The sequence below is a fragment of the Bacteroidota bacterium genome (genome assembly GCA_018816945.1).
Classification (GTDB): domain Bacteria; phylum Bacteroidota; class Bacteroidia; order Bacteroidales.
In genome coordinates this window covers 14572-38537 of record JAHIVC010000062.1, presented here as the reverse complement: position 1 = coordinate 38537, position 23966 = coordinate 14572, and the positions used below count along the sequence as shown (strand labels likewise).

Genomic DNA, 23966 nt, shown 5'->3' with positions numbered 1-23966 from the left:
GATTATTTATTTTCGAAATCAAGGGCTGCAGAATTGATACAGTATCTTAATCCGGTAGGTTTGGGGCCATCATCAAATACATGTCCCAAGTGACCGTCACATTTTTTGCATCTGATTTCGGTTCTGATCATTCCAAGTGTAGTGTCTTTAACAAGGTTAACGTTGGCTTTATCAATCAAATCGTAAAAACTTGGCCAACCGCAGCCCGAATCAAATTTCGTGTCCGAACTAAAAAGTTTATTGTTGCAAGCCGCACAGTAATAGGTTCCTTTATCATCATTTTTATAAAATTCACCGGTGAAAGGTGCTTCTGTAGCATTTTGACGTAAAACCTTAAAGGCTATTGGCGACAATTGAGCTTTCCATTCAGATTCAGTTTTTTTAATTACCTCTGTCTCCATATTCTTTTTTGGTTGTATTTCTAATTCAACTCTAGCTTTCTTATCCTGTTTGCCAGGAATTTGTATCGAAAATAAGTTAAGTATGTATATAAGTATAATTGTAATGATCATGTCAAGTTATTTAAAAACATTCTAAATAACAAAAGTAATTCAAAATATTAGCTTTGTCACTAATTTTAACAAATTTTACGAAGAATCCACTTAACGATTAATATGATAATGGAAAAAATTAAAGAAACCGTTCAATTTTTAAAGGATCATGGATTTACAAATCCTGATATTGGGATTGTTTTGGGAACCGGATTGGGTAAATTTGCCGAAAGAGTAGAGGTTGTTAAAGAACTAGAGTATGAGCATATTCCAAACTTCCCAACTTCTACGGTCGAATCTCATAAAGGGAAGTTAATTTATGGCAGATTGGGAGATAAGAATTTGATCCTGATGCAGGGTCGGTTTCATTATTATGAGGGTTATTCTTTCCAACAACTCACTTTTCCCGTTCGTGTAATGAAATTACTAGGTATCAATTATCTTTTATTATCAAATGCTTGTGGCGCATTGAATCCTAAAATGAGAAATGCATCGCTAATGGTTATTGATGATCATATAAACCTTTTACCGGGCAATCCGTTAATTGGTAAAAATCTTGATGAAATGGGACCAAGGTTTCCGGATATGAGTCAGCCCTATAATTGGGAAATGAATCGTAAATTTCATCAAATTGCTGATAATAATCAGATCGAGCTTTTCGAAGGTGTTTATGTTGCCGTAACAGGGCCTAATTTGGAAACCAGAGCAGAATATCGCTTTTTAAGAGGGATTGGTGCAGATGTTGTTGGAATGTCAACAGTGCCTGAAGTTATCGTTGCCAATCAAATTGGTTTGCCTTGTGCAGCAATTTCGGTCGTTACCGACGAATGTGATCCTGATAATCTGGAAGTTGCAAATATCAAAGATATACTGGCCAATGCCGCTAAAGCTGAGATTAAATTAAATCAATTATTCGAAGTATTCATTAGGGAGTATGGGATTTAATCAAACAATTCCTCGTGGCTTGCCTCGAGGTTTCCTAATACTCTCCCCTGAAAATCAGGGGACCTGCCTCGCCGTCAGGCAGGGATGTCAGTCGAATGACTGACAGAGGGGTGAAATAATGAAAATTCGGTTTTCAGCTTTTTGCTGAAATAAAGTTGTCCTAGGTTCTGCCACGGGGATAGTCAACTTTAAGAATTTTCTTTATTTTCTATTGATGCTCAAAATAAGTTAATCCAATAGCCAGATCTATAAAATTGATTGCCCTATTTTTGCATGATTTCTTTGTTAAGCTTTTTCAGGATCGACTTTGCTGTGCTCTTAAATCCCTGCGAGCCTTCCTCATAATGAAATTCAATAATTGCCTTGAGTTCATCTTTGAAATCCGGTATAATATTCGAAGCTATGTATAAAATTTGCATTGCCAAAGCACGTTGAGCAATTTCAGCTGAGGGTGATTCAAGTAGTTTGAAGCAGAAATCTACCAGTTTTCCGAATTTCGATTCATCGAGTACTTCAATATTATCCAAATATAAGTGTAACAAATTTCGGATGGTTGAACTGTTTTTGGTTAAACAGAGTTCATCTAATATTTGAGGAATCTGGTTTTTTACCAAAGCCGGATTTTGATAATAGGTGAGGAGTACAACTCGTGAAGCCCGCATCCCCATTAATTTATCATCTGAAAAGGAAACCTTGATCATTTCACTCAAAATTTCCGGATTTGCTAAAACAAACGCCGTAGCGAGATCAGCTGTTTGTCTAAAACTGTCTGGTAATAGGCACTCGATCTTCATTTAAACAACCAGCATTTTTAAGGTTAATCCTTAATATAAAAACAAAAAATTGCCAGAAAATAACAAATTAGGGCGTCTGAGCCATAGAGCCAAATTGGTAAAAAATTGAGATAACCAACAATAAGCATTACCGTTCCTGAAACAAAAAGGGCCAAAGCATAAGACCCAAATATTGACCTGTATCTGACCATGTCTCTGGAGATGCCAAAAAATAAGATGGCGTGAAATAAAATAAACCCTCCTGAAGCTTTAAATAAGTATTGTAAAAGAATCTCACTTGGCCATAAGTCTCCATTTCTTAAATATTCAAAGGTTGATTGATTTGCAAATACCCTGATAATTCCTAAAATTAGAAGCGCAAGGGAAACAAATCGCAAGATGAATACTTTTGCTTTCATAGATCGGTAATTTGAGTTTATGATTGAATTATCAAATCTTCATATTAGGCATAAACTATTGACCAATTGATTTGAAGAATGCTTAAAGTTAAATATTTTATTTAATCTGAATGAGTTTTCCAAATATTTCAATCAAATAATAATCAACAGCATCTAAACATCATGATTGTGTTCAGAATAATCTTACTTAAATCCTCCATAAGTACGACACTTTAAAAAAGAATCCACGACGGAACTCAATAAATCGCTCACTCTCGTCATATCTATTGTTAACATTATCCCATTCCAGTTTGTCATAAACTGATCCGTATCCAAGATGAATTACCGTACCTGGTATGTAAGTAAATGAGGCCAGGAAATCAGTCAATAATTCTTCTCTGTAACTGTTATATTCGGTTATGCCTCTGAAAAGTAAATATTTATTAAGTTGGTAAGTTAGTTTCAATCGATGGATGGAATAGTCGTAAAGCAGAGCATGATCCAAATCACTTTTGAAATTGGCATAACTTAAGGAGTAATCAGCCGTAATTTTTTCAGATGGCTGATAGGTTACTCCGCCGGTTAATCGGTAGGTTTTACCTTGTTGAGGATTGCTGTAATAAATAGCGTTGTTCCATCGTGACACTAGCCCGACTGCCAATTGTTTTGATAATTGTGTTTGAAGTAAAGTATGAAATCCATTGGTTTTGAATCTTTCGCCATCATAAATTTCAGTTGTTAAATAATATTTGGCAATGAATTCTGTTTGACCTCCGAAAGAAATATTTACAGAAGAGTAATTAAAAGTTTCCCACATATTATAAAACTTATCACGAACCTGTCCAATAAACAGCTCTGGCATAATTTTCCTGATCAACTCAGTTTTTGGATAAAATTGTGGGGCCGCATAAGCGGTATATATTTCAAGTCCGGTCCGTGTGATATGACCCATATCTGCAATAAAGTTTTTACTGATGTCCTTAAAAGTAAATACCAAGCGCCAGTCGCGTGTCATCCGAGCCAAACGTAACCCAATGGCATGCCCATCTAATGATTGATCAGCGTCCGCTCTTTTTGTGTTGGAATACAATGCATGGTAAACAAGGGTGGTTGATTTGTCAATCCTAGTGCTACCGTCGATCCCACTTAATCGATTGAAAGCACCATCAGATTCTCTGCTCGTATAAACCCCACCCAGATAACTGTCGTTACCAAACGAGCGTTTATAACGGAATATCGGTACATTTACAAATTTGATATTATCAGCCGAATTGTTTAATTCGTCTTTTGCATACATGAAAGAAATGTCATTTTTATTTCTAATTTTCCCGGCAAGTTTGATCCCAAATTCAGGATTTACAATAGTTCTTGTATGGATTACCGAATAAATAGGGTCGACAGTTGATGACCGAATGGCTCCAAAATTATAAGTTTCGCTTCCTTCTAAAAAGAAGGGTCTTTTTTCCGCAAAAAATAAATTACTTCTCAGGTTTATATCTATCTGACCTGCATCAGATTCTATCTGACTAAAATCTGGATGATAGGTTGCATCAAGAACAAGGTTAGAGGTTATTCCATATTTTAAAGTTAAGCTCGCTGCTCCATCACTCAAATCTTTATTTAATTTTCCTTCATGATGACTGTATTGTTGATTGTAAGTTATAGCGGGCAGTATTTCTAAAAACGATTGATTCGTAATATTCTCGAAAATAATAGGATTTAACTGGGTAAGAATGGATTGACCCATATCAGGGTTTAAAGCAGGGTATGACCCTTGTTCAGATCTGCGGTTGATTTTTCGTTCAAAAAACAAAGCCATTTCTACGGTTTTCCCACTATTAAAACGAATGCTTTTGAGCGGAATTTGGATTTCGATTGTGTAGCCGGCACTATCTATTTTACCGGCACTGTACCAAATGAAATCACTGCTTGCATCCTCCACATTGTTTGAAAAGCGACTATCCATTTGAATGCCGTATGGATTCACATAAAAAGCCGTTAATGATTGATGATCGTTATAAGTGTCTAGATTGATGCAGATCCAGTCATCCGTACTGATGTTATCACGGTTCGTAATTGTCGCCTTAATTTTTTCGGGTTCACGATCATAGCATCGATAAGCAAAGTACAGATTGTTCTTATCGTATGCCATATACACCACGGTTTTTTCCGACATATCTTTACCAAAGTCGGGTACAAAAGTTTTGAAGCCACCTACCTGTGGAGCTACTGTCCAAACTTGATCGTCTAATGATCCATCAATCAGCGGGGCGTGTTTTGTAAAAACCGGGCGTAGAGGTTCATTCGTGTTTTGAGATTGTAAACTTAAGTGACAAAGAAAAAAGAAGATAATAATGGAAATTAAAAAATGTTTCATAAACAGGTTTTTGCATTTAGGTGAATGATAAAATGCAATTTGCTGAAAGTTAGGCGATGGTGCGGATGCCTTTTTTACGAAAGTGCAAAGATATTAGATTTTTTTTATTAGCCAATATTCTTGATTATTAAATGATAATGACAGAGAATTATTTTAGAATTGCATAAATCAGTTCGTTCATGATTTTTCCATTTTTTATGATTGCTTGATGATGAACCGATTCGAGGTAAAATCCGCATTTTGTTAATACCCTGGCCGAAGCAATGTTATTTTCAAAAACTCCTGCATAAATTCTGATTACTTCGGTATTGTCAAATGCGTGTTTTACCAGAATATTTATTGACTCGGTCATAATTCCTTTGGACCAATAGGCATCACCTAGCCAATATCCTATTTCTGCCGATTTCCGATAAACATCTGTTTTATAAATTAGTCCTATACCTCCAACCGCTTTTGAATCTACTTCAATTGCAAAAAGTAAATTTTGATTGCCTAACGCAAATTCAAGCCAGGTTTTGGCATCGTGCAAAGTATAAGGATACGGGAATTCATCACGCAAATTGTCTGCTATTTTTTTATTATTTGCATACTTTGCCAGTGAGTTTGCATCGCTCATTTGCCAGGGCCTTAGAATACATTTATTCAGATGAAACTGCATATTTATGATGATGGTAATTCAGCTAAAATTAACGTTTTTTGTAAAATGTAAAAAGATTTATTTCTTTTTTAATGCAGATGAGACGATTATCTCAATTTGATTTGCTGGCCTACCTGAATGGGATCACTTAATTCAAGTTTGTTTTTGTTAAGGATGGTTTTAAGTTGTACACCATATAACTGGGCTATTGAATAAATAGATTCATTAGCTTTAGCGATATGATATTTTTGGGTAGCTTTTCTTTTCTTCTTTTGTATGTAAAGCATCTGTCCTTCCTTAAGGGTATCGTTTTTTTTCAATTCATTGTATTTATAAACCTGCCATGTGTAAATACCCAAATCACTGGCAATGGTTGAAAAACTATCACCGGCTTCGGCAAAAATGAATTTTATGCCATTATTTGAATACAAAGGGCGATTGTTAGTACTGATGTCGATTGGTTCGAAATCACTTTCGGAAGGAGGATTCGTTTGCTGATTACCGGAAACTGCTTCATTTTTCGAATATCTTGCAAGTAATTTTTTGTTGTCAAATTGATGTAAGTTATTCTCTTCAATAATTCGAATAAGTAATGTGGAGTATTTACTGTTGGTTGCATAACCCGCTTTTTGAAGACCGATTGCCCATCCTTTATAATCAGTTATTGGTAATTCAAAAAGCTGGCTGTAATGTTTTCGGGTAGCTAGAAATTCAGAATGATCACGATAAGAATCAGCTACAGAATTATATTTACGGAAACATTCGTTACTGGTATCGTCATCCCAAAGTATGGTTTTGCCATTCCACCCAACATGACATTTTATCCCGAAGTGATTCTTGCCATCTTTTGCAAGTCGGCTATTTCCATTTCCTGATTCCAATATGCCTTGCGCTAAAATTATACTGGCTGGAATACTATACTTGTCCATCTCTTTGATGGCAAGGTCTTTATACCTCTTAATGTATTCGGAAGTATTTGTTTCTTGGGCAAATACAGTTAAACTGAGTAAGAGCAGTAAGACACTGGTTAGGTATTTTATATATTTAATCATTAAAAACACCTGTTAAGTTAGTTAAACCAAAAATAATACAATACATATAGAACAATTTAAATAAATGTTCCTTTTATTCACAACGAAATGTTACTAATAATGGTACTCAATTTTAAAAAATATTAACGATCAATATGTTCATCACACGGCAAAATAATTCGCATATTTGTTACAGTTAATTCTAATAATTTATAAAAGGTAACCTTTAACTAAGATATCTTTTTATTAATCAGTGAAAGAACACAATGGAGATTCTTTTAAAGTATTTTGATGATTTAGATTCTCAGAGACTTAGTCAATTTAAAATGCTTGAGCCATTATATATCGAATGGAATGAGAAAATTAATGTGATATCCAGGAAGGATATTCAATTTTTATATGAAAGGCATATATTGCATTCTCTGACAATTGCCAAGCTAGTTAGATTTAAACCTCAAACTTCAATCTTAGATGTTGGAACCGGTGGTGGTTTTCCGGGCATTCCACTTGCAATAATGTTCCCTCAGGTAAAATTTCATCTCATTGATTCTGTTGGGAAAAAGATTAAAGTTGTAAATGCAGTTGTTGAAGCATTGGGCTTACCGAATGTTACAGCAAATCATATGCGGGTTCAGGATGTCAAAACTAAATTTGATTTTGTTGTAAGTCGGGCAGTTACTAACTTACCTGATTTTGTAAATATCACACAAAATTTGATAAGTCCAAAAGGATTTAATATGCTGAATAATGGGATATTATATTTGAAGGGAGGCGAGTTTAATGATGAACTGAAATTACTGAAAGCTCAATTAACGACTTTTAATCTTTCTGATTATTTTAATGAAGAATTTTTTGAGACCAAAAAACTTGTTCACATCTATCGTTGTATATAAAGAATTGGGAATAATTAAATTAGTTGCGCCATTAACAATTATACAAATACAGAGGTCAAACTATACATGTTAAAAAATAAACAGATCGAATAATATTTTCTATATTAGCCAACCTTATTAATTAGCAATCAATTAAAAAATTAAATAATAAACTTATGGACACTATTAAAAAAACACTTAAAGATTCACCAGCAATGAGGTGGTTCGTATTAGTCTTGATTAGTGGATTAATATTTAGTACTTATTGGTTCCAGGACTTTTACGGAGGTCTGAAAGGATTAATGGAGAGTGAGCTAGGTTATTCGAGCGAGGAGTTTGGTCGAGTAATTGGACTCACAACTATAGCAAATATGTTTGGGATGATTATCGTTGGTGGTATTATCTTAGATAAATGGGGAATTAGAGTTGCAGGTATGCTATTTGGTGGATTGGCCGTATTGGGTGGTGCTATCTCAGCTCTTGCTACAACCGGATTCTTCGGAAGTGAAAGTTCAACAATGTTGAATTTCATGATCTTAGGTCGTATTTTGTTTGGATCAGGCTTGGAGGTTGTTTGCGTTGTTGCTACTCGAACGGTTGTTAAATGGTTTAAAGGTTACGAATTAGCATTGGCTATGGCTATCAATATGGGCTTTGGCCGACTTGGGAGCGCTATGGGTATTGCGTTATCGATAGATATTGGAGGTGGACATGTTGCTCCTGCTGTTACTTTTGCTGCTTCTTTAATAGCTATTACTTTGTTAATGTTTGTTATTTATTTGGTTTTTGACATTAAATTAGATAAACAAATTAAGAGTGGCAAGGAAAAAGTTGCTGATGAGGATTTTAAGTTTTCAGATCTTATAGTACTTATTTCGAACAAATCATTTCTTTATATTGCCTTATTATGTGTTTCTTTTTATGCAGCTGTATTTCCCTTTATTCAGTATGCTCCCGACTTATTAATCAATAAATTTAATTTTACAAGAGAAATGGTTGCTGAAGGGAATATCATTCTCTTTGGCAGTGCCACATTGGGTAATGCCAGTGTTTATTTGATATTTTTTCTTTTTGCAATTGCGTTCTCGGTAATTCCGGGTAGAATTGAAAAGAAGCAAAATCGTCTTTTATTTAAAAGCATAACATTTTTGGTATTTGTTGCTTATCTATTTAATATTCATGAGCAATTACAACTCTGGTTTCAAAACGGAGCAAAAACCGCAAGCTTAATACCGGTTGGGACTATTCTTTTTACACCAATATTCGGAAATTATGTTGACAAGCACGGGAAGGCTGCTACTTTAATGATATTCGGATCCCTATTGTTAATATTCGCACATATTTCTTTATCATTATTCGATAGTGTTTATTTGGCATATCTTGGATTACTTTCATTAGGAATAGCATTTTCTTTGGTTCCGGCTGCAATGTGGCCTTCAGTTGCCAAGATTGTTCCTGAATCCCGATTAGGAACTGCTTATGCTTCTATGTTCACACTTCAAAATTGGGGACTTGGTGCATTTTTTTGGGGTATAGGTGCTTTATTAGACTATGTAAATAAATCAAATATCGAAGATATTCGTGCAGGAATTGCAATGTATGATTATACATATCCAATCTTAATACTGGTTGGTTGCGGAATCATTTCGATCTTCTTGGCATACAAGCTCAAAGCCGCTGATAAACGTCAAGGATATGGATTAGAATTGCCTTCCAGTGCAGTTGCTCCACGAGACGAATAAGACACAAATTCAATAAAAAAGGTGCTCAAAGGCACCTTTTTTATTGAATCAAAATGAACATGTACTTAATTATTTGTAATTTTGCACGATAAAATAATAAATTAAAATATAATATTTCGGAGGAAAAATAAATGGGTTACGTTTACGAAGGATTAAAACCAGCTAATTTATGGAAGAATTTTGCATCCATGAATCAAATACCAAGACCATCAAAACACGAAGATAAAATACAAGCATTTGCTAAAAAATTTGGTGAAAACTTAGGTTTAGAAACGATTATTGATGAAGTCGGAAATATCATTATCAGAAAACCTGCCACACCGGGCATGGAAAACCGAATGGGCCTGATCTTGCAAGGACATCTTGATATGGTCCCACAAAAAAACAGTGACATCAATCATGATTTCCTGAACGATCCAATCAAAACCTATGTTGAAGATGGTTGGGTAAAAGCAAAAGGTACAACCTTAGGTGCCGATAACGCAATTGGTGTTGCGGCAGCAATGGCTGTATTGGAGGCTAATGACATAGCTCATGGCCCTATAGAAGTATTAATGACCTCAGATGAGGAAACAGGGATGACGGGCGCCAATAACCTAAAAGCCGGAATCCTGAAAGGTGACATTTTAATGAACCTCGATTCGGAAGATGAAGGTGAATTGTACATAGGTTGCGCCGGAGGAGTAAACACAAAAGTAGTTTTTAATTATACCGAAGAAAATGTTCCAGCAGGGATGAGTGCCTATAAAATTAGCGTGACCGGATTAAAAGGCGGTCACTCGGGATTGGATATTAATTTAGGAAGAGGTAATGCCAACAAAATAATCAATCGATTGATGTTGAATGCTTCAGAGCGCTCTGGATTGAGATTGGCCAGTATTGATGGAGGCAATATGCGCAACGCGATTCCCAGGGAAGCATTTGCAGTAGTGGTTGTTCCTGAATCAGAGAAAAAAGAGTTTATATCATTTGTTGATGAATATTTTGTATTTGCCAAAAATGAGTTAAAAGATAGTGATCCGGGTTTGAAAGTTGTAATTGAACAAGTTGGGTTGCCCGGCAGTTTAATTGATGCCGAAACACAAGCAAATCTTTTCGAAGCAGTTAATACTTGTCCTAATGGCGTTTATGCCATGAGCAAGGATATGCCCGATTTGGTTGAGACCTCATCAAATCTTGCCATTATCAAATCGGAGAATGGGAAAATAGAAATTGCTTCTTTGCAAAGAAGTGCAGTAGATTCGGAAAAACGAAAAGTAGCTCAAGAATTCTACGATGCATTTACTAAAGTTGGTGGAACAGCAGCATTTTCAGGAGAATATCCCGGATGGAAACCGAACGTTAACTCTCCTATCTTAAAAGCAATGAAGGAAGGTTACAATGCCAAATTCGGAAAAATACCGGAAGTGAAAGTCATTCATGCCGGTTTGGAATGCGGGATTTTAGGTTCAAAATACCCAAATTGGGATATGATTTCGTTCGGGCCAACCATCAGAAATCCGCACTCTCCGGATGAAATGGTAAATATTAAAACTGTTGAACTATTCTGGGAATTCTTGCTTGAAACACTTAAAAATGCACCTATAAGATAAGGGCTGTAATTATCCGGCAAAAAGGAATATTGATCAGGATAATATTTTAGATAAAAAAGTGAAATAATTTGTGCAAAATAAAAATTTAAGTATCTTTGCACTCCCAAAAAATGAATAACGATGAGTAAAAGAACATTTCAGCCTTCGAACAGAAAGAGAAAAAGTAAGCACGGATTCCGTGAAAGAATGTCAACAGCTAATGGTCGCAAAGTTCTTAAAGCTAGAAGAGATAAAGGCCGCAAAAAATTAACTGTTTCTGACCAATAAGGTATTTACTTATAAAAAGATAACTTAGGGAAAGTGACACATTGTTGCTTTCCTTTTTTTGTTTACCAAGTTTTCATCTTTCAAAAAATGCAGATTCAATATCATTTCTTATGATCTGCTCAAAAAAAATAAATATCTTCGTATTCAGTTATTTCTTTAAATAATTATGAATGGGCTTTCTTAAATTTCTTTTTATTGTTATCGTCATTTATTATCTCTTGAAATTCATTGGGAGATATATTTTACCATATCTGATCTCTGTTTTTATAAAGCGCGCGCATGATCAGATGATGAGAAATGAATCAAATAATTCGAATGCAAAGACTTCTAAAAAAGTAGGAGAAGTTAGTATAGATTCAGCGCCTAAAAAAAGCAATAAGGCAAGCAAAGATAATGTTGGGGATTATGTTGATTTTGAAGAGGTGAATGATTGATTTTTTATTTATATTTTTAAGAACGCACCTTTTGTGATTATTCATGAAAAATAAAAAAATCCTAATTATTACTTATTATTGGCCTCCATGCGGAGGTGGAGGAGTGCAAAGGTGGCTTAAATTCGTTAAATATTTGCCTTCATATGGCTGGAACACTTTTGTGGCAGTTCCGGAAAATCCCGAATATCCTGTAATTGATGATACACTTTTAGCCGATGTGCCTCGGGATGCAGAAATTATTCGCTTACCCATATGGGAGCCCTATCATATTTTCAAAAAACTAACCGGCAGAAAAAAGGAGGAGAAAGTAAACTCGGGTATCTTATTCGATGATGGTCCAAGATCATTAATGGAAAAAATATCACTTTGGATCAGAGGAAATTTTCTCATTCCCGATCCACGTTTATTTTGGGTAAGACCCTCTATTCGGAGATTGAAAAAACATATAATGATCATTAAACCATCGGTAATTGTTACAACTGGGCCTCCTCATAGTGTTCATCTTATCGGAAAAGGTTTGAAAAAAGAATTTCCGGATATTTTTTGGCTTGCTGACTTTCGGGACCCTTGGTCCGAATTTGATCTGTTAAATAATTTCTATCCTTCGAAACTGGCTAGAGCCCGCCAAAGGACACTTGAAAAGCGTGTACTGGATTTAGCCGACATAGTGATTACTGTATCGCCAACTTGGGTTGAGAACTTACAAAAATTTACCAATACGCCAATTAAGTTCCTAGCAAATGGCTATGATCATAAAGATTTTGCTTCTTCCTGTGAAACTATTCCTAAGAAATTTATAATTACATATACAGGACTGCTAAATACCTATCGAAATCCTTTACCATTGTGGAAGGCGCTGGAAGAAGTTTGTTTAGAAAATGCAGACTTTAATAATGATTTGAAGATTAAGATATTCGGAATTTCTGATAATGGACTTAAAAATATTTTATCTGAATTCCCAAATATTTTAAATAAAACTGAACTATGTGGATATGTTTCACATAATGAGGTTATTCAGCATTATAATGAGTCTTCCTGTTTCTTGCTCTTACTTAATAATACTAAAAATTCTCAAGGGCATATCCCTGGAAAGTTTTTTGAGTATTTGGCTGCCAAGAAACCTATCTTAGCTATTGGGCCCAACAATTCTGATGCCGCTGGAATAATTAAAGAATTGGGATCAGGGATAATATGTGCATTCGACGACAAAGAAAATATTAAGAATGCGTTAATTGAAATTCATAGAAAGTGGAAATTAAATTCAAAATACGAAATACTTAATCTAGGTAAGTTTTCGCGTGCAGAACTTACTGAAAAACTGGTTGAACTTATTGATAACAATGTTATTCGGAATGGATAGAAATACTAAACTAAACATTTTATTTATTTCCCAATTATACCCGGTTTCTGCAGATTCAAAAAATTCGTTTGCGCTGCACTATTTCATTAAGGAATGGAGCAAATATCATAATGTACAAATAATCTGTCATGCGAAGAATTAAGCCTAACCGAACTATGTGATTACTTTTGGTATAAAAAACTAGAACACATAAAATGAACTAAGAGTATAAACCCAACTGTGTTAATGGAAATTCGAAAAAATATTTCGATTGTTGAATTTGATTATCATACAGAAGTATTGATAAACTCATTATTAGTACTGCGAACACTTCCTTTTAATATAAGTCTTTTTACAAGTTCAAATATTTGGGCTGAAATTAGTAAATCTGATAATTGGGAAGATTTAATAGTTTACAAAGTTGACAGTCATCGTGATGTAAAGAAATTAATACTTGATAATATTGACGTTCTTAATGAATCTCAATTCATTCTTTTTAATACGCTTGCCTCAAATTTTAAATTGTTTTCGAATTTTGATTTTAAAGCAATTGTAATTTTAAGGATACATAATGCCAATGCATATTTTAATGCAAGGAGAAGTATTAATCCAAAACTTTCTATTTTTTATATATGGAAGGACATGTCTTATTTAATCCACCGAGGAATTTTAAAGGGTGAAATAGTTTACAGATCAAGATTTGTAAAAAATAAGGTTGACTATTTTCTATTACCTAATAAAGTGGTTAAAGAATTTGTCCTTAATCAGAAATATACGACACCTGACAAATTATTATCATCAATTCCATATATATATCAAAGTGAAAGAGCAGCTAGGAAATCGCCTATATCAGTAATTAGAATTGTAATTACAGGGATCATTGATAAAAGAAGAAGAAATTACCAAGAGGTCTTAAATGCATTTAAAAACATAGCTCCGCTGCTTAATATAAAGGTTGAACTATGTTTGTTAGGTAAACCAGCAGGATTGTATGGGTTGGGAATGATAAAAAAGTATAAACAATTAGAAACGGATTTTTTAAGGATCAGAACATTTAGAAAGTTTATTGATCAAAGCATATTTAATGATATAGCTGAGCAGGCAGATTTCTTTATTATCCCGACAGTAAGAGAAACACGATATAAACTTTATAAAGAATTGTATGGCTTTTCAAAAATATCCGGAGGGGTAAATGATATGATTATTTATAAAAAACCCGCATTAATTCCTAGCTTTTACCCAATTGAGGATTCCTTAAAATCATATATCCAAAGTTATAAAGATGAGAATAATTTAACCGAGATTTTAATTAGTTGGATAAACGATAGAGAATTCCAATCACATGTTATGTCATCAATAATAGATGAGTTTAGATTTGACTTTGTTGCAAAAAAAACCTGGAACAGTCTGCAACATATTTTACGGGATTAATCTGTATTCGAAGATTCAAATGAGAATACAAAATTAAGAGTTTATGAGCGAGCCAAAATTTCATTAGCTATACCCGTTTATAATAGAGTAAAATATTAATATCGCTGTCTTGATTCTTTAATAAATCAAACATTAAGTGAGATCAAAAATTGGTTTTTGATGATTACTCAACCGATAATTCTGTAGAAATTATTCAACAATATTTGGAAAAGAATGATCAATTTGTTATTATTCAAAATGAAAAAATATTGGAGCTGGAACTCTTCGGAATTAATGTGTTGAATTGGCTACTGGCAAATATATAATGTTTGTGAACAGCGATGATTGGATAAATAGAAATTTTTAAGCAAATATGTTTAGTTATTATAAAATTAGAAGAAGTATTCAAAAAGGATACTTCTTAGAAATTATCAAAAGACGTTTGAATCGATTACGGTTAAAATTATTTCATAACAACATTTATAATTATGATAGACAAATTTCTGCAGGTAATTATGAAAAAGCATTCGAAATTGGTAAAAAAGAATTAATTAAATATAAGGACGATATTTATTTAACTAAAAAAAATGCTTTTTTAGCACATCGTTCCGGAAATCATGAATATGCTGAAGTTTTAATGAAAAAAGCACTTGTATTGTTTTTGAATTCGGATACAAATAGATTAATTCAGTTATCGAGAATAGGGCTACCTGCTAATTGTGGATATGACTCGGGTTTTAAATACTTTGGTGGGAATACTAATTTTGGTTTTATATTGCACAATAAAGAGTCTGCTAATGGTTCTTCATATAACTATATAACTAAAATAATGGATAGTTCTGGGAGAATGAGATCAATAAATAAAGGGATATATTTTTATCTGAATATTTATGAAAAATATCCAAAATTGAAAACAATTTGCCCTAATTTTTTAAATTCTATAGAAAAAGTAGATTCAAAATATTCATTATTAACAGTTAAAATGATCGAAGGGAAAATATCTTCTATCAATGATATTTCAGAAATTTTAAAAATTAACAGCATAATTGAAACTATAAGTTACAATGAAGCTCTTCCTTTAATTGAAATATTTGGCTCAAGTTTAGATACTCAGCGGCTCGCAGCTGGCGAATTACATACTAGAATGATGAATGAGCATATTTTCTCTGAGATGAAATACTTGTTAAATAAGTCCAAGAATGACCATAACGAATTGCTTGAAATAATTAAGAATCTTGAGAGAATAATAATTTCAAAAAAACTATATAGAAATATAATTCCGGAAATCCATTATTCTTTTTGTCATAATGATTTTCACAAGAGTAATATTATTTCAGAATATGAAAGTGATAAGAAATGGGTGATAGATTGGGGGGCATATGGCGTTGCGCTTAGAGGTTGGGATATGAATAACTATTTTTGGAATTTTGCTTTTAGCTTTGATGAAATATTGAAATTATATATTAACAAATGTGATTTTTGTGAAGGTAATAACCTAATTATTGCTAAAATATTTTTTGTTTATATGCAAATATATAAATGGGTTCTCAAATTGAAAGGAGAAGAAAGTCAAGATAAGTTAATTAAGTATTTTCGTCCGGCAAGTATTTATATTGAAGAATTGTATAATGAGTTTTTGAAAGAGTCTCGAAATTTACACGAATAAAAAGTTTTAATCTTGTAAGTCTTCAATCTGGTTTTTTAGGCTTAAGACCGAATAATTTCTTTGAAGAGGATCTATTATTCATTTATTCGTGAAACTAAATTTTTATAAGTGCGAGCGCTATAAAAATTCTAAGCTGAACGAATCCCGAAAGTGCAGCGTATCGGGATGAATGAGACTAACCTGCCAGCCGGCAGGCTGGTACTCCGCCACCTGCCGGCCGCAGGCGGGCTTGTGGCGAAAAAATTAAATACTATTCCAATTGATACCCCGCTACTCTGCGGCGGGGAGTTTCATTCTCTGCAATGATTGTTAAAGTAAATTTATGGTCTTAAAGTTAAGATTTGAAAATTCTTGATCAACAATGTACTTGCGATAATGCGTATTTCATTTTTCGAAAATAAAGGAATATATTCTTATGGGAAAGAGTAGGAAAATATTTTTGCAACTGATTTTTTATAAATTGTTTCATATCAATATTGCACTGTTTTAATATGCTTTTTCAACACTACTTTATTCAGTCGACTCTTAATTTTGTCAATGAATCGAAAAACAGTAATATAAGTGGAGGGAGAGAGATATATTAATAATTTTTTAAGGTATGGAATTTGCTTTAATGTCATAAAATAGGGCTGACCTATTCTAATGAACTCTTCCATTTTTGCGATATATTTTTCTTGAAGGTCTTTATTCTTCCCTTGATATCTTCTTAAATAACTTAAATGAGTCTGTATTCGTCCTGATATAACTTTTCTTATTGGACCATCTAATTCCGAAGAGTCATTGTCGCGATATAGGTTAAGATAGAAGTCAGATAAAATTAATTTGTCTATTAATGATTCATCGTTTATTGGTTTATTCATGACAGAGAACTTGTTCCCTTTAAAATAATGATAAAATGGGAATTCAATTTTAGAAATCCTTTTGGCATATATCAAGCCTTGTATTGACAATGTGCTGTCGCTGAATTGATTCCCAGAGAGACAGTAAATTTGATTCTCAATCATAAATGCTCTTTTCCAAATACGGTTCCAAATGATTGGGTTAAAAGGATATTTACTAATATATTCAGCACCTGAATACACCTTTGGAGTTTCTATTTGCTTTTCAAGGGTTCTTGTATTTATGCCAGAACTTTTTGAGTCGTGAATATGTGTGGCCTCTAAGATGTCTAAATCGTTCGAATAAGCAATATTATATAATACTTCACAGGCATCTAGATTTAGCCAATCATCATGATCTACAAACATAAGGTAAGTCCCTTTAGCTGAACTAATTCCTATGTTTCTTGAACCTCCACCTCCAATGTTGGTTTTGTTATTAATTATTCTAAGTCGATTATCTTTAGCTGCCAAATCTTCCAGAATCTTCTGTGATTGATCGGTTGAGCAATCGTTTATGGCAATAACTTCAATTTCTTTAAAGCTTTGATTTAAGATTGAATGAATGCACTTTGCAATAAAATTTTCACTATTATATACCGGGACTATAATACTTATTTTGGGAAATTTCGTATGCATATTAATTTGAATATTTAAAATATTACTGAGTCATACTTTGATAATACTTGATGCCAATATTACCTTTAATTAACTTCGACTAAAATCTTTTCCATAGAATCCAAATCCAGGATTCAGACCCAAGATTTTCCTAAGTTCTGATGGTTGCATTATCTTTCTTTCATTGGCTTCTGCCAGGGTATGAATCCGATTAATTAATTCGCTGTTTTTTGCAAGACGAGTTCGTTTAATATCATAAAAAATATTGTCTTCCAATCCTACTCTAACTCCACCACCCGAAGCAACAGCAAGAGAGTTCATCATTAACTGAGTGTCACCAATTCCTCCAAAACTCCAAACCGAACCTTTGGGTAAATCACGTACCATGAGGCCTGCATGAAGCAAATCTGCTTGTGCACAAGCAATATTACCTAATAATAGGTTAAAATAATGAGGAGGTTGAAGTAAACCCTTTCTTTCCAGGTATTTTGCGTAATTGATCATACCTGCATCAAAAGCCTCCAGTTCAGCTAATATTCCTTTATTTTTCATTTCCTCAGCCAATTTCTTGATCATCTCTGGGGAATTCATACTCTCCATACTATTAAAATTCAGGGAGCTGAGTGTAAGACTTCCCATATCAGGTTTTAAATCGTTTTCCAATTGCAGGGGAGAAGCACGATGAACAAATTCTTTAATTCCCCTGCCACTTAGAGATACGCATATGACTAGTTCTTTAGAATATTTTCTAATGCCTTCAATAATCTTTCCATACACCTTTTTTTTATAGGTAGGTTCTCCTGTTTTTTCATCTCTTGCATGCAAATGAACCATTGAGATTCCTATTTCAATAGCCTCGTGTACATTTTCGATAATTTCTGTGACAGAAATTGGTACATGTGGGGTTAATTCCTTGGTAGGAATCATTCCAGTGGGTGTGAAGTTGATAATAAGGTTCATAGTTAATATAAAGTTACTGTTTATAAAATTAAAATATTTTGGTAATTCTTGCCGGAATCCCCATCACCTGAACATTATCGGGTACTTCTTTTGTGACTAATGCGCCAGCACCGATTACAGAATTTGCTCCTATGGATATTCCATCCAGTATGATAGCTCCCATCCCTATATATGCACATTCTTTAATCGTAACTTTACCTGCAATATTTACTCCCGGAGAAAGAGTAACATAGTTTTCAATGCAAACATGGTGACCGATAAGGCATCCTCTGTTTATGATCACATGCTCTCCAATCTTAGTTTTTGTCGAAATCACGGTACCAGCTCCAATTATTGAACCCATCGATATAAATGCTGAAGGAAATATTTGAGCAGACGGATGGATTAATGAAGTAAAACCAAAACCTTTTAATTTAACAAGCTCGATTAAATTTTTTCGCTTAGGTGAGCCGATCGCACAGATACATTTATGTGACAAATTTAAATCATTCATCTCATCAATCCATATAACTGGTACCCCATTTTCATTTACACCACAATTTTCTCGATTAACACCTTCTATGAAAGCCATAATCTCGCCAGTGAATGATGTTTGGATCAGATCAGTTATTTCCTCCGAATATAAACCAGCTCCTATTACAATAATTTTATTTGAGTCCATATTTTATCAGGTTAAATCATCTTTATTCATACATAACATTATAAAAAAAAACAGGCATATAGCAGTTCTTTATCTGTGATTTCATCATCTAATGTTCAATAATAGTACGAATAATTCTATCAAAACTTTCAGGTTTCATTAAGGGGAAGATTGGTAAGCATATAACAGAGTCAGCCTTTAGGGTAGCCACCTTCAAATTTTCAGGTTTTGAAGAATCTAAATCGTTATAAATTGGAAAATTACTTATTAAAGGATAGAAATAGCGCCTGCCAAATATCCCATTTTGTTTTAATTTTTCGTAAAGAGCGTCGCGAGATATTCCATAATCTTTTTCATTTATAAAAATTGGAAAATATGCATAATTACTTATGGTATCAGTAGGTTGGGCTAAGGTTGAAATTCCTTTGCATTGTTTCAGTTTTTTTCGATAGTTTTCAGAAATTATTTTTCGTTGTAAAATATTATCTTTGTGTTTTTTTAGTTGCAATATACCGATCGCTGCCTGTATTTCATTCATTTTTGAATTAATTCCAGTAGCAATTACTGTTGTTTCGTCTTTAAACCCAAAATTTGTTAAGTGGTCAATTCTCACTTTAGTCTGGGCATCATGACAAACGATAGCTCCACCCTCAAAAGTATTAAATACCTTGGTTGCATGGAAGCTTAATATTGAAAGATCGCCAAAATTGCAGATGCTTTGCCCTTTGTAATTTACACCAAAGGCATGCGCAGCATCATATATAACCTTTAATCCGTATTTAGCAGCAATCTCTTTAATTTGTTCCACTTTGCACGGGTTGCCATAAACATGTACTGGAAGTATGGCTGTTGTTTCTGAGGTTATTGCGGCTTCAATTTTTTCAGGATCCATAGTGCAATAATCAGATTCAATATCGATGAAAACAGGCTTTATGTTGTTCCATCTTAAACTATGTGTTGTTGCAACAAAACTGTAAGGAGTTGTAATGACTTCTCCTTTGATGTCTAGTGCTTTCAATGCTGTCAACAAGGCTAATGTTCCATTTGTAAAAATTGAGATGTACGGAACACCTAAAAATTTTGCTAGCTCAGTTTCAAATTGCTTATGAAACGGACCAAAATTTGTTAATCGTTTACTCTTCCATATCTCTTCTAGATATGGAAGAAGTTCTTCTAAGTCAGGCAAAGAAGGTTGAGATACGAAAATAGGGGTTAAGGAATTTTTCATATTCTTGATCAAAGATAAGTTTTTTAGCGAAAATTGTTTGATTGACATCGAATTTATAAGAAAAATTACAAGTTTGTTATAATTAACTTCTTGAGCTAGTTGTTGACGATTACAACACTATAATTCCATCATGCGGCTTGAACATCTTCTCAAATGTTTTGATTGTTCTTTAACCAAATTTTAATTATTCTCTTAATTTAGGATGATCTAAGGGAGGATGCTAAATATCAAATATTACAGTTACCATAGAAACGTCAATTCCAATAAATTCTGTATTTTTATTCTCAACTCCAGTATGATTACAATATATAAAACATAAAATGCTAAAAATATTTAAAAAAATTAAATCAGTTGGTTTTAGGATAATCTGTTCTGTTCTTTATGTAAACAGTCAAAAATTTTTTTGCATCGGAAATAATAAAACCGGAACAACAAGTATGGCAGAGCTTTTTAGGCAAATAGGATTAAGGGTGGGGCCTCAAAGACCAGCAGAATTATTACTTAAAGATTGGATTAGAGGTGATTATAGAAGAATCATCCGCTACGTAAAATATAATGGAGAAGCTTTTCAGGACATACCATTTAGCCTCCCAAACACATTTAAAATAATGGATAAGGAATTTCCTGATAGCAAGTTTATCTTGACAATTCGTAATTCGCCGGATGAGTGGTACATATCTTTGACATCCTTTCACTCCAAATTATTTGGTAACGGACAAATTCCAACGAAGGAACAATTACAAATTGCTGAATATGTTTATCCAGGCTGGATGTGGGAACGAACCCAGATATGGGAAACTCCTGAAAACGATATTTATAATAAGGAAATTATGAAAAAGAAGTATATTGATTATAATTCGTCAGTAATTGATTATTTTAAAGATAGACCGGGAAAATTACTTGTGATTAATGTGCAAGAACCTGATGCAGCGATTAAGGTATGCAACTTCATTGGATCAGAGAAAATCATACACAAAATGCCATGGAAAAATAAATCTTAAATCATTGCCTTTTTTATCAAATAAATTCTTGGGTAATTTATTCTAAATTGTCATACGACAACAATGTAGTATTGGACTTTTCAAGACCGGGAAAATCAACGGATAACCCATTTATTGAATATTTTAACGGAAGTTTCAGGGATGAATGTTTAAATACAAATTGGTTCTTATCTTTGTTGGATGCAAGAGAAAAAATTGAACAGTGGAGAAAGAAATATAATGAGTTTCGACCTCATAGTTCTTTGAATAATTTAACTCCGAATCACGTACATGGTAATATGAAAAATACGCTTAATTTCTCTATTTTATCATGTGTCGAATAATGGGAGGACGTCACATAATGTGTAAATTTTAAAGTTAACAAAAAAATATCGGGGGTTGCAACCCCCGATATTTTCTATTTACACCCTTTATGAGATAGTCCTTTGAAATGTTTAATTATGATATAAATCCCTTTGATAAAAATTGAATTCTCACTTTTAAGACGTGACGCTGATGCTAAACAACCAAAATCCAGCTGACAAATCCAAAATAATTTATGATAGCGATTTCGTCCAAATCTCTTACAGAGTTGAATAAAATGGTGAAAGTTATAGAAAAACCTGTAAAATTGTCAGCTATTTGAGTTCTTTGTATCATTATTCCTGAAGTTGGTAGTATCATCCGAGTAGGGGTCATCAATACCGGATTTATCTAAATTAGGCGGTATAATTAATTTCTCAATATATTTAGTAAATTTCTCAGCAACTTCCCTATGTCCAATATTATTCAAACTAACTCTGTCACTTTTGTTATTAACAAATTTACACTCATTCTTTGTTGTGTATTTACCAAAAATATCTATATAGGTTCCCCCCAAAGAAGTTATCAATTTTTCGGCGTATCTATTTAAACGCTTTGCAAATAGGTTCGCAACTTTGCAATCTGGCCGAGATGTTACTCCTAAAAAAAGAACAGGAACTTTTTTGTATTCAGCATACTGTAATGTATTGGTTATTAGTTTTGCGTATGTTATTTTTGCAAAGTTCTCAGCTCCAAATAAATACCCCAGGAAATAACCTATTGGTCTTACTAATTTACGTTTTATAAAAGACATTTGTTTGTAAATATAAATGCTCGCAAAATTATTTCCGTGTCTCAGTTTGTTCTTTGGATCCTGAAGAAAATATGGACTTTTTTGTATGGTAACCTGTTGCCCTTTTTTTGTTAAATTAACCCGTTCAATAGTTTTATATGTTTTAAAAAAGTTAACCATATTTAGGTAATAATGGCCCCGAACCTGAAATATTATTATGTTCGCCGGTTTAGATTCAAAACTTTCTATAATATTTTCATAACAGAGATGCAATTCATTATAATTAATTATTTCAAAATTTAGCAATTTATGATACTCTTTCAGAAAGGTTTCCTTTAAAATGCTATGATATAAATCCTCCGGCTGTAAATTTCCTTTGTAGGCCTGAATTGCCATACAACCGCTAACTATCAGAATATTTGTCTTTCCCACTAAATAAAATGTTAATATCCTAAAAATAATCTGGCCATTACAACTTCTTGCGGACATATAAAATTGTTATAACCATTGATAGAAAAGCTCTTATCAGATTTTTTCATGCTGTCTTCTTTAATTAACTCCAAAGCAAATTCAACTTTATCAACACTCTTTATGTAGGGGTATTTCAATGAACCAAAATCTCTTTCCTTAAAGTTATTACACATGGAGGTTTGTCTCAAGGTCAGTGTCATTTGACCAAATCTTACTTTAAAGATATCACTAAGCTTTTTAAGGTTAAAATTAAAAAGATCATTATCATCCAAAAATAGACAAGGAGAATTAATAAAAATAATATTTGAATCTACAAGATCAATAAACATTTTCTCGACCCAACTCCAGTATTGCGATTCCGACTGATGAATAAATGGGAAAATTCTGTTATCTAAATTGTAATCAGCATGTCCAAAGATTACATATTTTAATTCAGGAATATTGTTGAAAATTATTTCTTTTAATGCAGACATCCCATTTTTAGTTTCTATAAAGATTGCAATATTCTGAAATTTGACTTGATTCTTTTTGAGTTCCAGCAAGGTGATTTTAATTTGATTTATGTTTTCGACCTTGGGAATTATTATTGTGTCCCAGTGAATACCATTTATTTCTTTTAGAAGCTTTATATCTTTTGAAAATTCCTTTATTAAAGGATTATTTATCCTTATTGCAATAGAATGATAATGATGTATATTGAGATTCTGATTCAATACGTTTTTAAGGATCTCTCTGTACTTTTCTTTAAGGAGGCGACTCCTATTCTGGTCATTGAAATCATGAATACTATCCTCTAAATCAAAGGTAAAAGTAGCAATACAATTATTAATCTTCTCAAAATAGGCATTGAACCCATTTTCAAAATATTTGATAAAATAAAAAACTTTCATAGCCTAGCGTATCCTTCAAATATAAAATTAGTTATTTTTTATTTCTTTTCTTTTAAAGGTACATTACCAGTTAGCATATGTACTGTCTGGCTTTTCTCCTAATCTCTTTATTGTATTTAGACGTGGATTGTTTCTTCCTTGTTTCCATAATAGTATAAATTTATGATTTATTGGGAACATTCTCTAAGATCACCTTAATGTTAGTACACTTTTTATTGACTATTTAAACGT

Annotated in this window: 22 protein-coding genes and 1 pseudogene; 11 read left to right on the top strand and 12 right to left on the bottom strand. The window is 33.1% G+C overall.

Going from position 1 to position 23966, the window contains the following annotated elements; genetic code table 11:
* Positions 1 to 2: 2 nt before the first annotated feature.
* The gene (gene msrB / locus KKG99_09455) at positions 3 to 401 is read right to left on the bottom strand and encodes a peptide-methionine (R)-S-oxide reductase MsrB (GenBank protein ID MBU1013222.1); all 399 of its coding nucleotides are present in this window, start codon (positions 399 to 401) and stop codon (positions 3 to 5) included.
* A gap of 216 nt (positions 402 to 617) precedes the next feature.
* On the opposite strand from msrB, the gene KKG99_09450 reads away from it, so the two are divergent.
* The gene (locus KKG99_09450; GenBank protein MBU1013221.1) at positions 618 to 1436 is read left to right on the top strand and encodes a purine-nucleoside phosphorylase; all 819 of its coding nucleotides are present in this window, start codon (positions 618 to 620) and stop codon (positions 1434 to 1436) included.
* 263 nt (positions 1437 to 1699) lie between these two features.
* Here the strand turns inward: KKG99_09450 and KKG99_09445 are convergent, their stop codons facing one another.
* The 5 genes from KKG99_09445 to KKG99_09425 all read right to left on the bottom strand — a co-directional run bounded on the left by KKG99_09445 (position 1700) and on the right by KKG99_09425 (position 6673).
* Complete coding sequence (locus KKG99_09445; GenBank protein MBU1013220.1) at positions 1700 to 2230, bottom strand: hypothetical protein; 531 nt, start codon at positions 2228 to 2230, stop codon at positions 1700 to 1702.
* Between the two features lie 23 nt (positions 2231 to 2253).
* Positions 2254 to 2628, bottom strand: a complete 375-nt coding sequence (locus KKG99_09440) for a hypothetical protein (protein ID MBU1013219.1) — start codon at positions 2626 to 2628, stop codon at positions 2254 to 2256.
* 187 nt (positions 2629 to 2815) lie between these two features.
* Positions 2816 to 4984 carry a carbohydrate binding family 9 domain-containing protein gene (locus tag KKG99_09435; protein MBU1013218.1) on the bottom strand — a complete coding sequence of 723 codons (2169 nt, stop codon included), beginning with the start codon at positions 4982 to 4984 and terminating at the stop codon, positions 2816 to 2818.
* Between the two features lie 148 nt (positions 4985 to 5132).
* Complete coding sequence (locus KKG99_09430) at positions 5133 to 5642, bottom strand: GNAT family N-acetyltransferase (GenBank protein MBU1013217.1); 510 nt, start codon at positions 5640 to 5642, stop codon at positions 5133 to 5135.
* 86 nt (positions 5643 to 5728) lie between these two features.
* Positions 5729 to 6673, bottom strand: coding sequence for a glucosaminidase domain-containing protein (locus tag KKG99_09425; protein MBU1013216.1), 945 nt, complete (start codon positions 6671 to 6673; stop codon positions 5729 to 5731).
* A 245-nt stretch (positions 6674 to 6918) separates the two neighbouring features.
* On the opposite strand from KKG99_09425, the gene rsmG reads away from it, so the two are divergent.
* The 8 genes from rsmG to KKG99_09385 all read left to right on the top strand — a co-directional run bounded on the left by rsmG (position 6919) and on the right by KKG99_09385 (position 15974).
* On the top strand, positions 6919 to 7545 hold the full coding sequence (gene rsmG, locus KKG99_09420; GenBank protein MBU1013215.1) for a 16S rRNA (guanine(527)-N(7))-methyltransferase RsmG: 627 nt from the start codon (positions 6919 to 6921) through the stop codon (positions 7543 to 7545).
* Between the two features lie 155 nt (positions 7546 to 7700).
* A complete protein-coding gene (locus KKG99_09415) occupies positions 7701 to 9266 on the top strand; it encodes an MFS transporter (protein MBU1013214.1) in 1566 nt (521 codons plus the stop codon).
* A 131-nt stretch (positions 9267 to 9397) separates the two neighbouring features.
* The gene (locus tag KKG99_09410; protein MBU1013213.1) at positions 9398 to 10858 is read left to right on the top strand and encodes an aminoacyl-histidine dipeptidase; all 1461 of its coding nucleotides are present in this window, start codon (positions 9398 to 9400) and stop codon (positions 10856 to 10858) included.
* Between the two features lie 120 nt (positions 10859 to 10978).
* Positions 10979 to 11125: a 50S ribosomal protein L34 gene (rpmH, locus tag KKG99_09405; protein ID MBU1013212.1), complete on the top strand. Its 147-nt coding sequence runs from the start codon at positions 10979 to 10981 to the stop codon at positions 11123 to 11125.
* Between the two features lie 170 nt (positions 11126 to 11295).
* Complete coding sequence (locus tag KKG99_09400; protein ID MBU1013211.1) at positions 11296 to 11559, top strand: DUF4834 family protein; 264 nt, start codon at positions 11296 to 11298, stop codon at positions 11557 to 11559.
* Positions 11560 to 11602: 43 nt separating this feature from the next.
* Positions 11603 to 12919, top strand: a complete 1317-nt coding sequence (locus KKG99_09395; GenBank protein MBU1013210.1) for a glycosyltransferase — start codon at positions 11603 to 11605, stop codon at positions 12917 to 12919.
* Between the two features lie 225 nt (positions 12920 to 13144).
* Positions 13145 to 14329 carry a hypothetical protein gene (locus KKG99_09390; GenBank protein MBU1013209.1) on the top strand — a complete coding sequence of 395 codons (1185 nt, stop codon included), beginning with the start codon at positions 13145 to 13147 and terminating at the stop codon, positions 14327 to 14329.
* A gap of 352 nt (positions 14330 to 14681) precedes the next feature.
* On the top strand, positions 14682 to 15974 hold the full coding sequence (locus KKG99_09385) for a hypothetical protein (protein MBU1013208.1): 1293 nt from the start codon (positions 14682 to 14684) through the stop codon (positions 15972 to 15974).
* A 470-nt stretch (positions 15975 to 16444) separates the two neighbouring features.
* Here KKG99_09385 and KKG99_09380 read toward each other — a convergent pair whose 3' ends face one another.
* The 4 genes from KKG99_09380 to KKG99_09365 all read right to left on the bottom strand — a co-directional run bounded on the left by KKG99_09380 (position 16445) and on the right by KKG99_09365 (position 20298).
* The gene (locus KKG99_09380; protein ID MBU1013207.1) at positions 16445 to 17491 is read right to left on the bottom strand and encodes a glycosyltransferase; all 1047 of its coding nucleotides are present in this window, start codon (positions 17489 to 17491) and stop codon (positions 16445 to 16447) included.
* A 69-nt stretch (positions 17492 to 17560) separates the two neighbouring features.
* Positions 17561 to 18430, bottom strand: coding sequence for a 3-keto-5-aminohexanoate cleavage protein (locus KKG99_09375; GenBank protein ID MBU1013206.1), 870 nt, complete (start codon positions 18428 to 18430; stop codon positions 17561 to 17563).
* A 28-nt stretch (positions 18431 to 18458) separates the two neighbouring features.
* Complete coding sequence (locus KKG99_09370) at positions 18459 to 19091, bottom strand: acetyltransferase (GenBank protein MBU1013205.1); 633 nt, start codon at positions 19089 to 19091, stop codon at positions 18459 to 18461.
* 88 nt (positions 19092 to 19179) lie between these two features.
* Complete coding sequence (locus tag KKG99_09365) at positions 19180 to 20298, bottom strand: DegT/DnrJ/EryC1/StrS family aminotransferase (GenBank protein MBU1013204.1); 1119 nt, start codon at positions 20296 to 20298, stop codon at positions 19180 to 19182.
* Between the two features lie 320 nt (positions 20299 to 20618).
* Between KKG99_09365 and KKG99_09360 the strand changes: the two genes are divergently transcribed.
* Entirely contained in the window at positions 20619 to 21299 is a 681-nt protein-coding gene (locus KKG99_09360; protein ID MBU1013203.1) for a hypothetical protein, read from the top strand.
* A gap of 50 nt (positions 21300 to 21349) precedes the next feature.
* A pseudogene (locus KKG99_09355) lies at positions 21350 to 21559 on the top strand (transposase).
* A gap of 353 nt (positions 21560 to 21912) precedes the next feature.
* Here KKG99_09355 and KKG99_09350 read toward each other — a convergent pair.
* Together KKG99_09350 and KKG99_09345 are read right to left on the bottom strand one after the other, a co-directional pair.
* Positions 21913 to 22554, bottom strand: coding sequence for a hypothetical protein (locus KKG99_09350; protein MBU1013202.1), 642 nt, complete (start codon positions 22552 to 22554; stop codon positions 21913 to 21915).
* 263 nt (positions 22555 to 22817) lie between these two features.
* Complete coding sequence (locus tag KKG99_09345; protein MBU1013201.1) at positions 22818 to 23735, bottom strand: hypothetical protein; 918 nt, start codon at positions 23733 to 23735, stop codon at positions 22818 to 22820.
* Positions 23736 to 23966 lie beyond the last annotated feature (231 nt).

Excerpts from the sequence above, each read along its gene's own strand:
- KKG99_09390 (MBU1013209.1), top strand. The coding sequence starts at position 13,145 with ATGGAAATTCGAAAAAATATTTCGATTGTTGAATTTGATTATCATACA.
- rsmG (MBU1013215.1), top strand. The coding sequence starts at position 6,919 with ATGGAGATTCTTTTAAAGTATTTTGATGATTTAGATTCTCAGAGACTT.
- KKG99_09445 (MBU1013220.1), bottom strand. The coding sequence starts at position 2,230 with ATGAAGATCGAGTGCCTATTACCAGACAGTTTTAGACAAACAGCTGAT.
- KKG99_09430 (MBU1013217.1), bottom strand. The coding sequence starts at position 5,642 with ATGCAGTTTCATCTGAATAAATGTATTCTAAGGCCCTGGCAAATGAGC.
- KKG99_09370 (MBU1013205.1), bottom strand. The coding sequence starts at position 19,091 with ATGGACTCAAATAAAATTATTGTAATAGGAGCTGGTTTATATTCGGAG.
- KKG99_09385 (MBU1013208.1), top strand. The coding sequence starts at position 14,682 with ATGTTTAGTTATTATAAAATTAGAAGAAGTATTCAAAAAGGATACTTC.
- KKG99_09410 (MBU1013213.1), top strand. The coding sequence starts at position 9,398 with ATGGGTTACGTTTACGAAGGATTAAAACCAGCTAATTTATGGAAGAAT.
- KKG99_09345 (MBU1013201.1), bottom strand. The coding sequence starts at position 23,735 with ATGAAAGTTTTTTATTTTATCAAATATTTTGAAAATGGGTTCAATGCC.
- rpmH (MBU1013212.1), top strand. The coding sequence starts at position 10,979 with ATGAGTAAAAGAACATTTCAGCCTTCGAACAGAAAGAGAAAAAGTAAG.
- KKG99_09360 (MBU1013203.1), top strand. The coding sequence starts at position 20,619 with ATGCTAAAAATATTTAAAAAAATTAAATCAGTTGGTTTTAGGATAATC.
- KKG99_09380 (MBU1013207.1), bottom strand. The coding sequence starts at position 17,491 with ATGCATACGAAATTTCCCAAAATAAGTATTATAGTCCCGGTATATAAT.
- msrB (MBU1013222.1), bottom strand. The coding sequence starts at position 401 with ATGGAGACAGAGGTAATTAAAAAAACTGAATCTGAATGGAAAGCTCAA.
- KKG99_09435 (MBU1013218.1), bottom strand. The coding sequence starts at position 4,984 with ATGAAACATTTTTTAATTTCCATTATTATCTTCTTTTTTCTTTGTCAC.
- KKG99_09350 (MBU1013202.1), bottom strand. The coding sequence starts at position 22,554 with ATGGTTAACTTTTTTAAAACATATAAAACTATTGAACGGGTTAATTTA.
- KKG99_09415 (MBU1013214.1), top strand. The coding sequence starts at position 7,701 with ATGGACACTATTAAAAAAACACTTAAAGATTCACCAGCAATGAGGTGG.
- KKG99_09440 (MBU1013219.1), bottom strand. The coding sequence starts at position 2,628 with ATGAAAGCAAAAGTATTCATCTTGCGATTTGTTTCCCTTGCGCTTCTA.
- KKG99_09400 (MBU1013211.1), top strand. The coding sequence starts at position 11,296 with ATGGGCTTTCTTAAATTTCTTTTTATTGTTATCGTCATTTATTATCTC.
- KKG99_09395 (MBU1013210.1), top strand. The coding sequence starts at position 11,603 with ATGAAAAATAAAAAAATCCTAATTATTACTTATTATTGGCCTCCATGC.
- KKG99_09425 (MBU1013216.1), bottom strand. The coding sequence starts at position 6,673 with ATGATTAAATATATAAAATACCTAACCAGTGTCTTACTGCTCTTACTC.
- KKG99_09375 (MBU1013206.1), bottom strand. The coding sequence starts at position 18,430 with ATGAACCTTATTATCAACTTCACACCCACTGGAATGATTCCTACCAAG.
- KKG99_09365 (MBU1013204.1), bottom strand. The coding sequence starts at position 20,298 with ATGAAAAATTCCTTAACCCCTATTTTCGTATCTCAACCTTCTTTGCCT.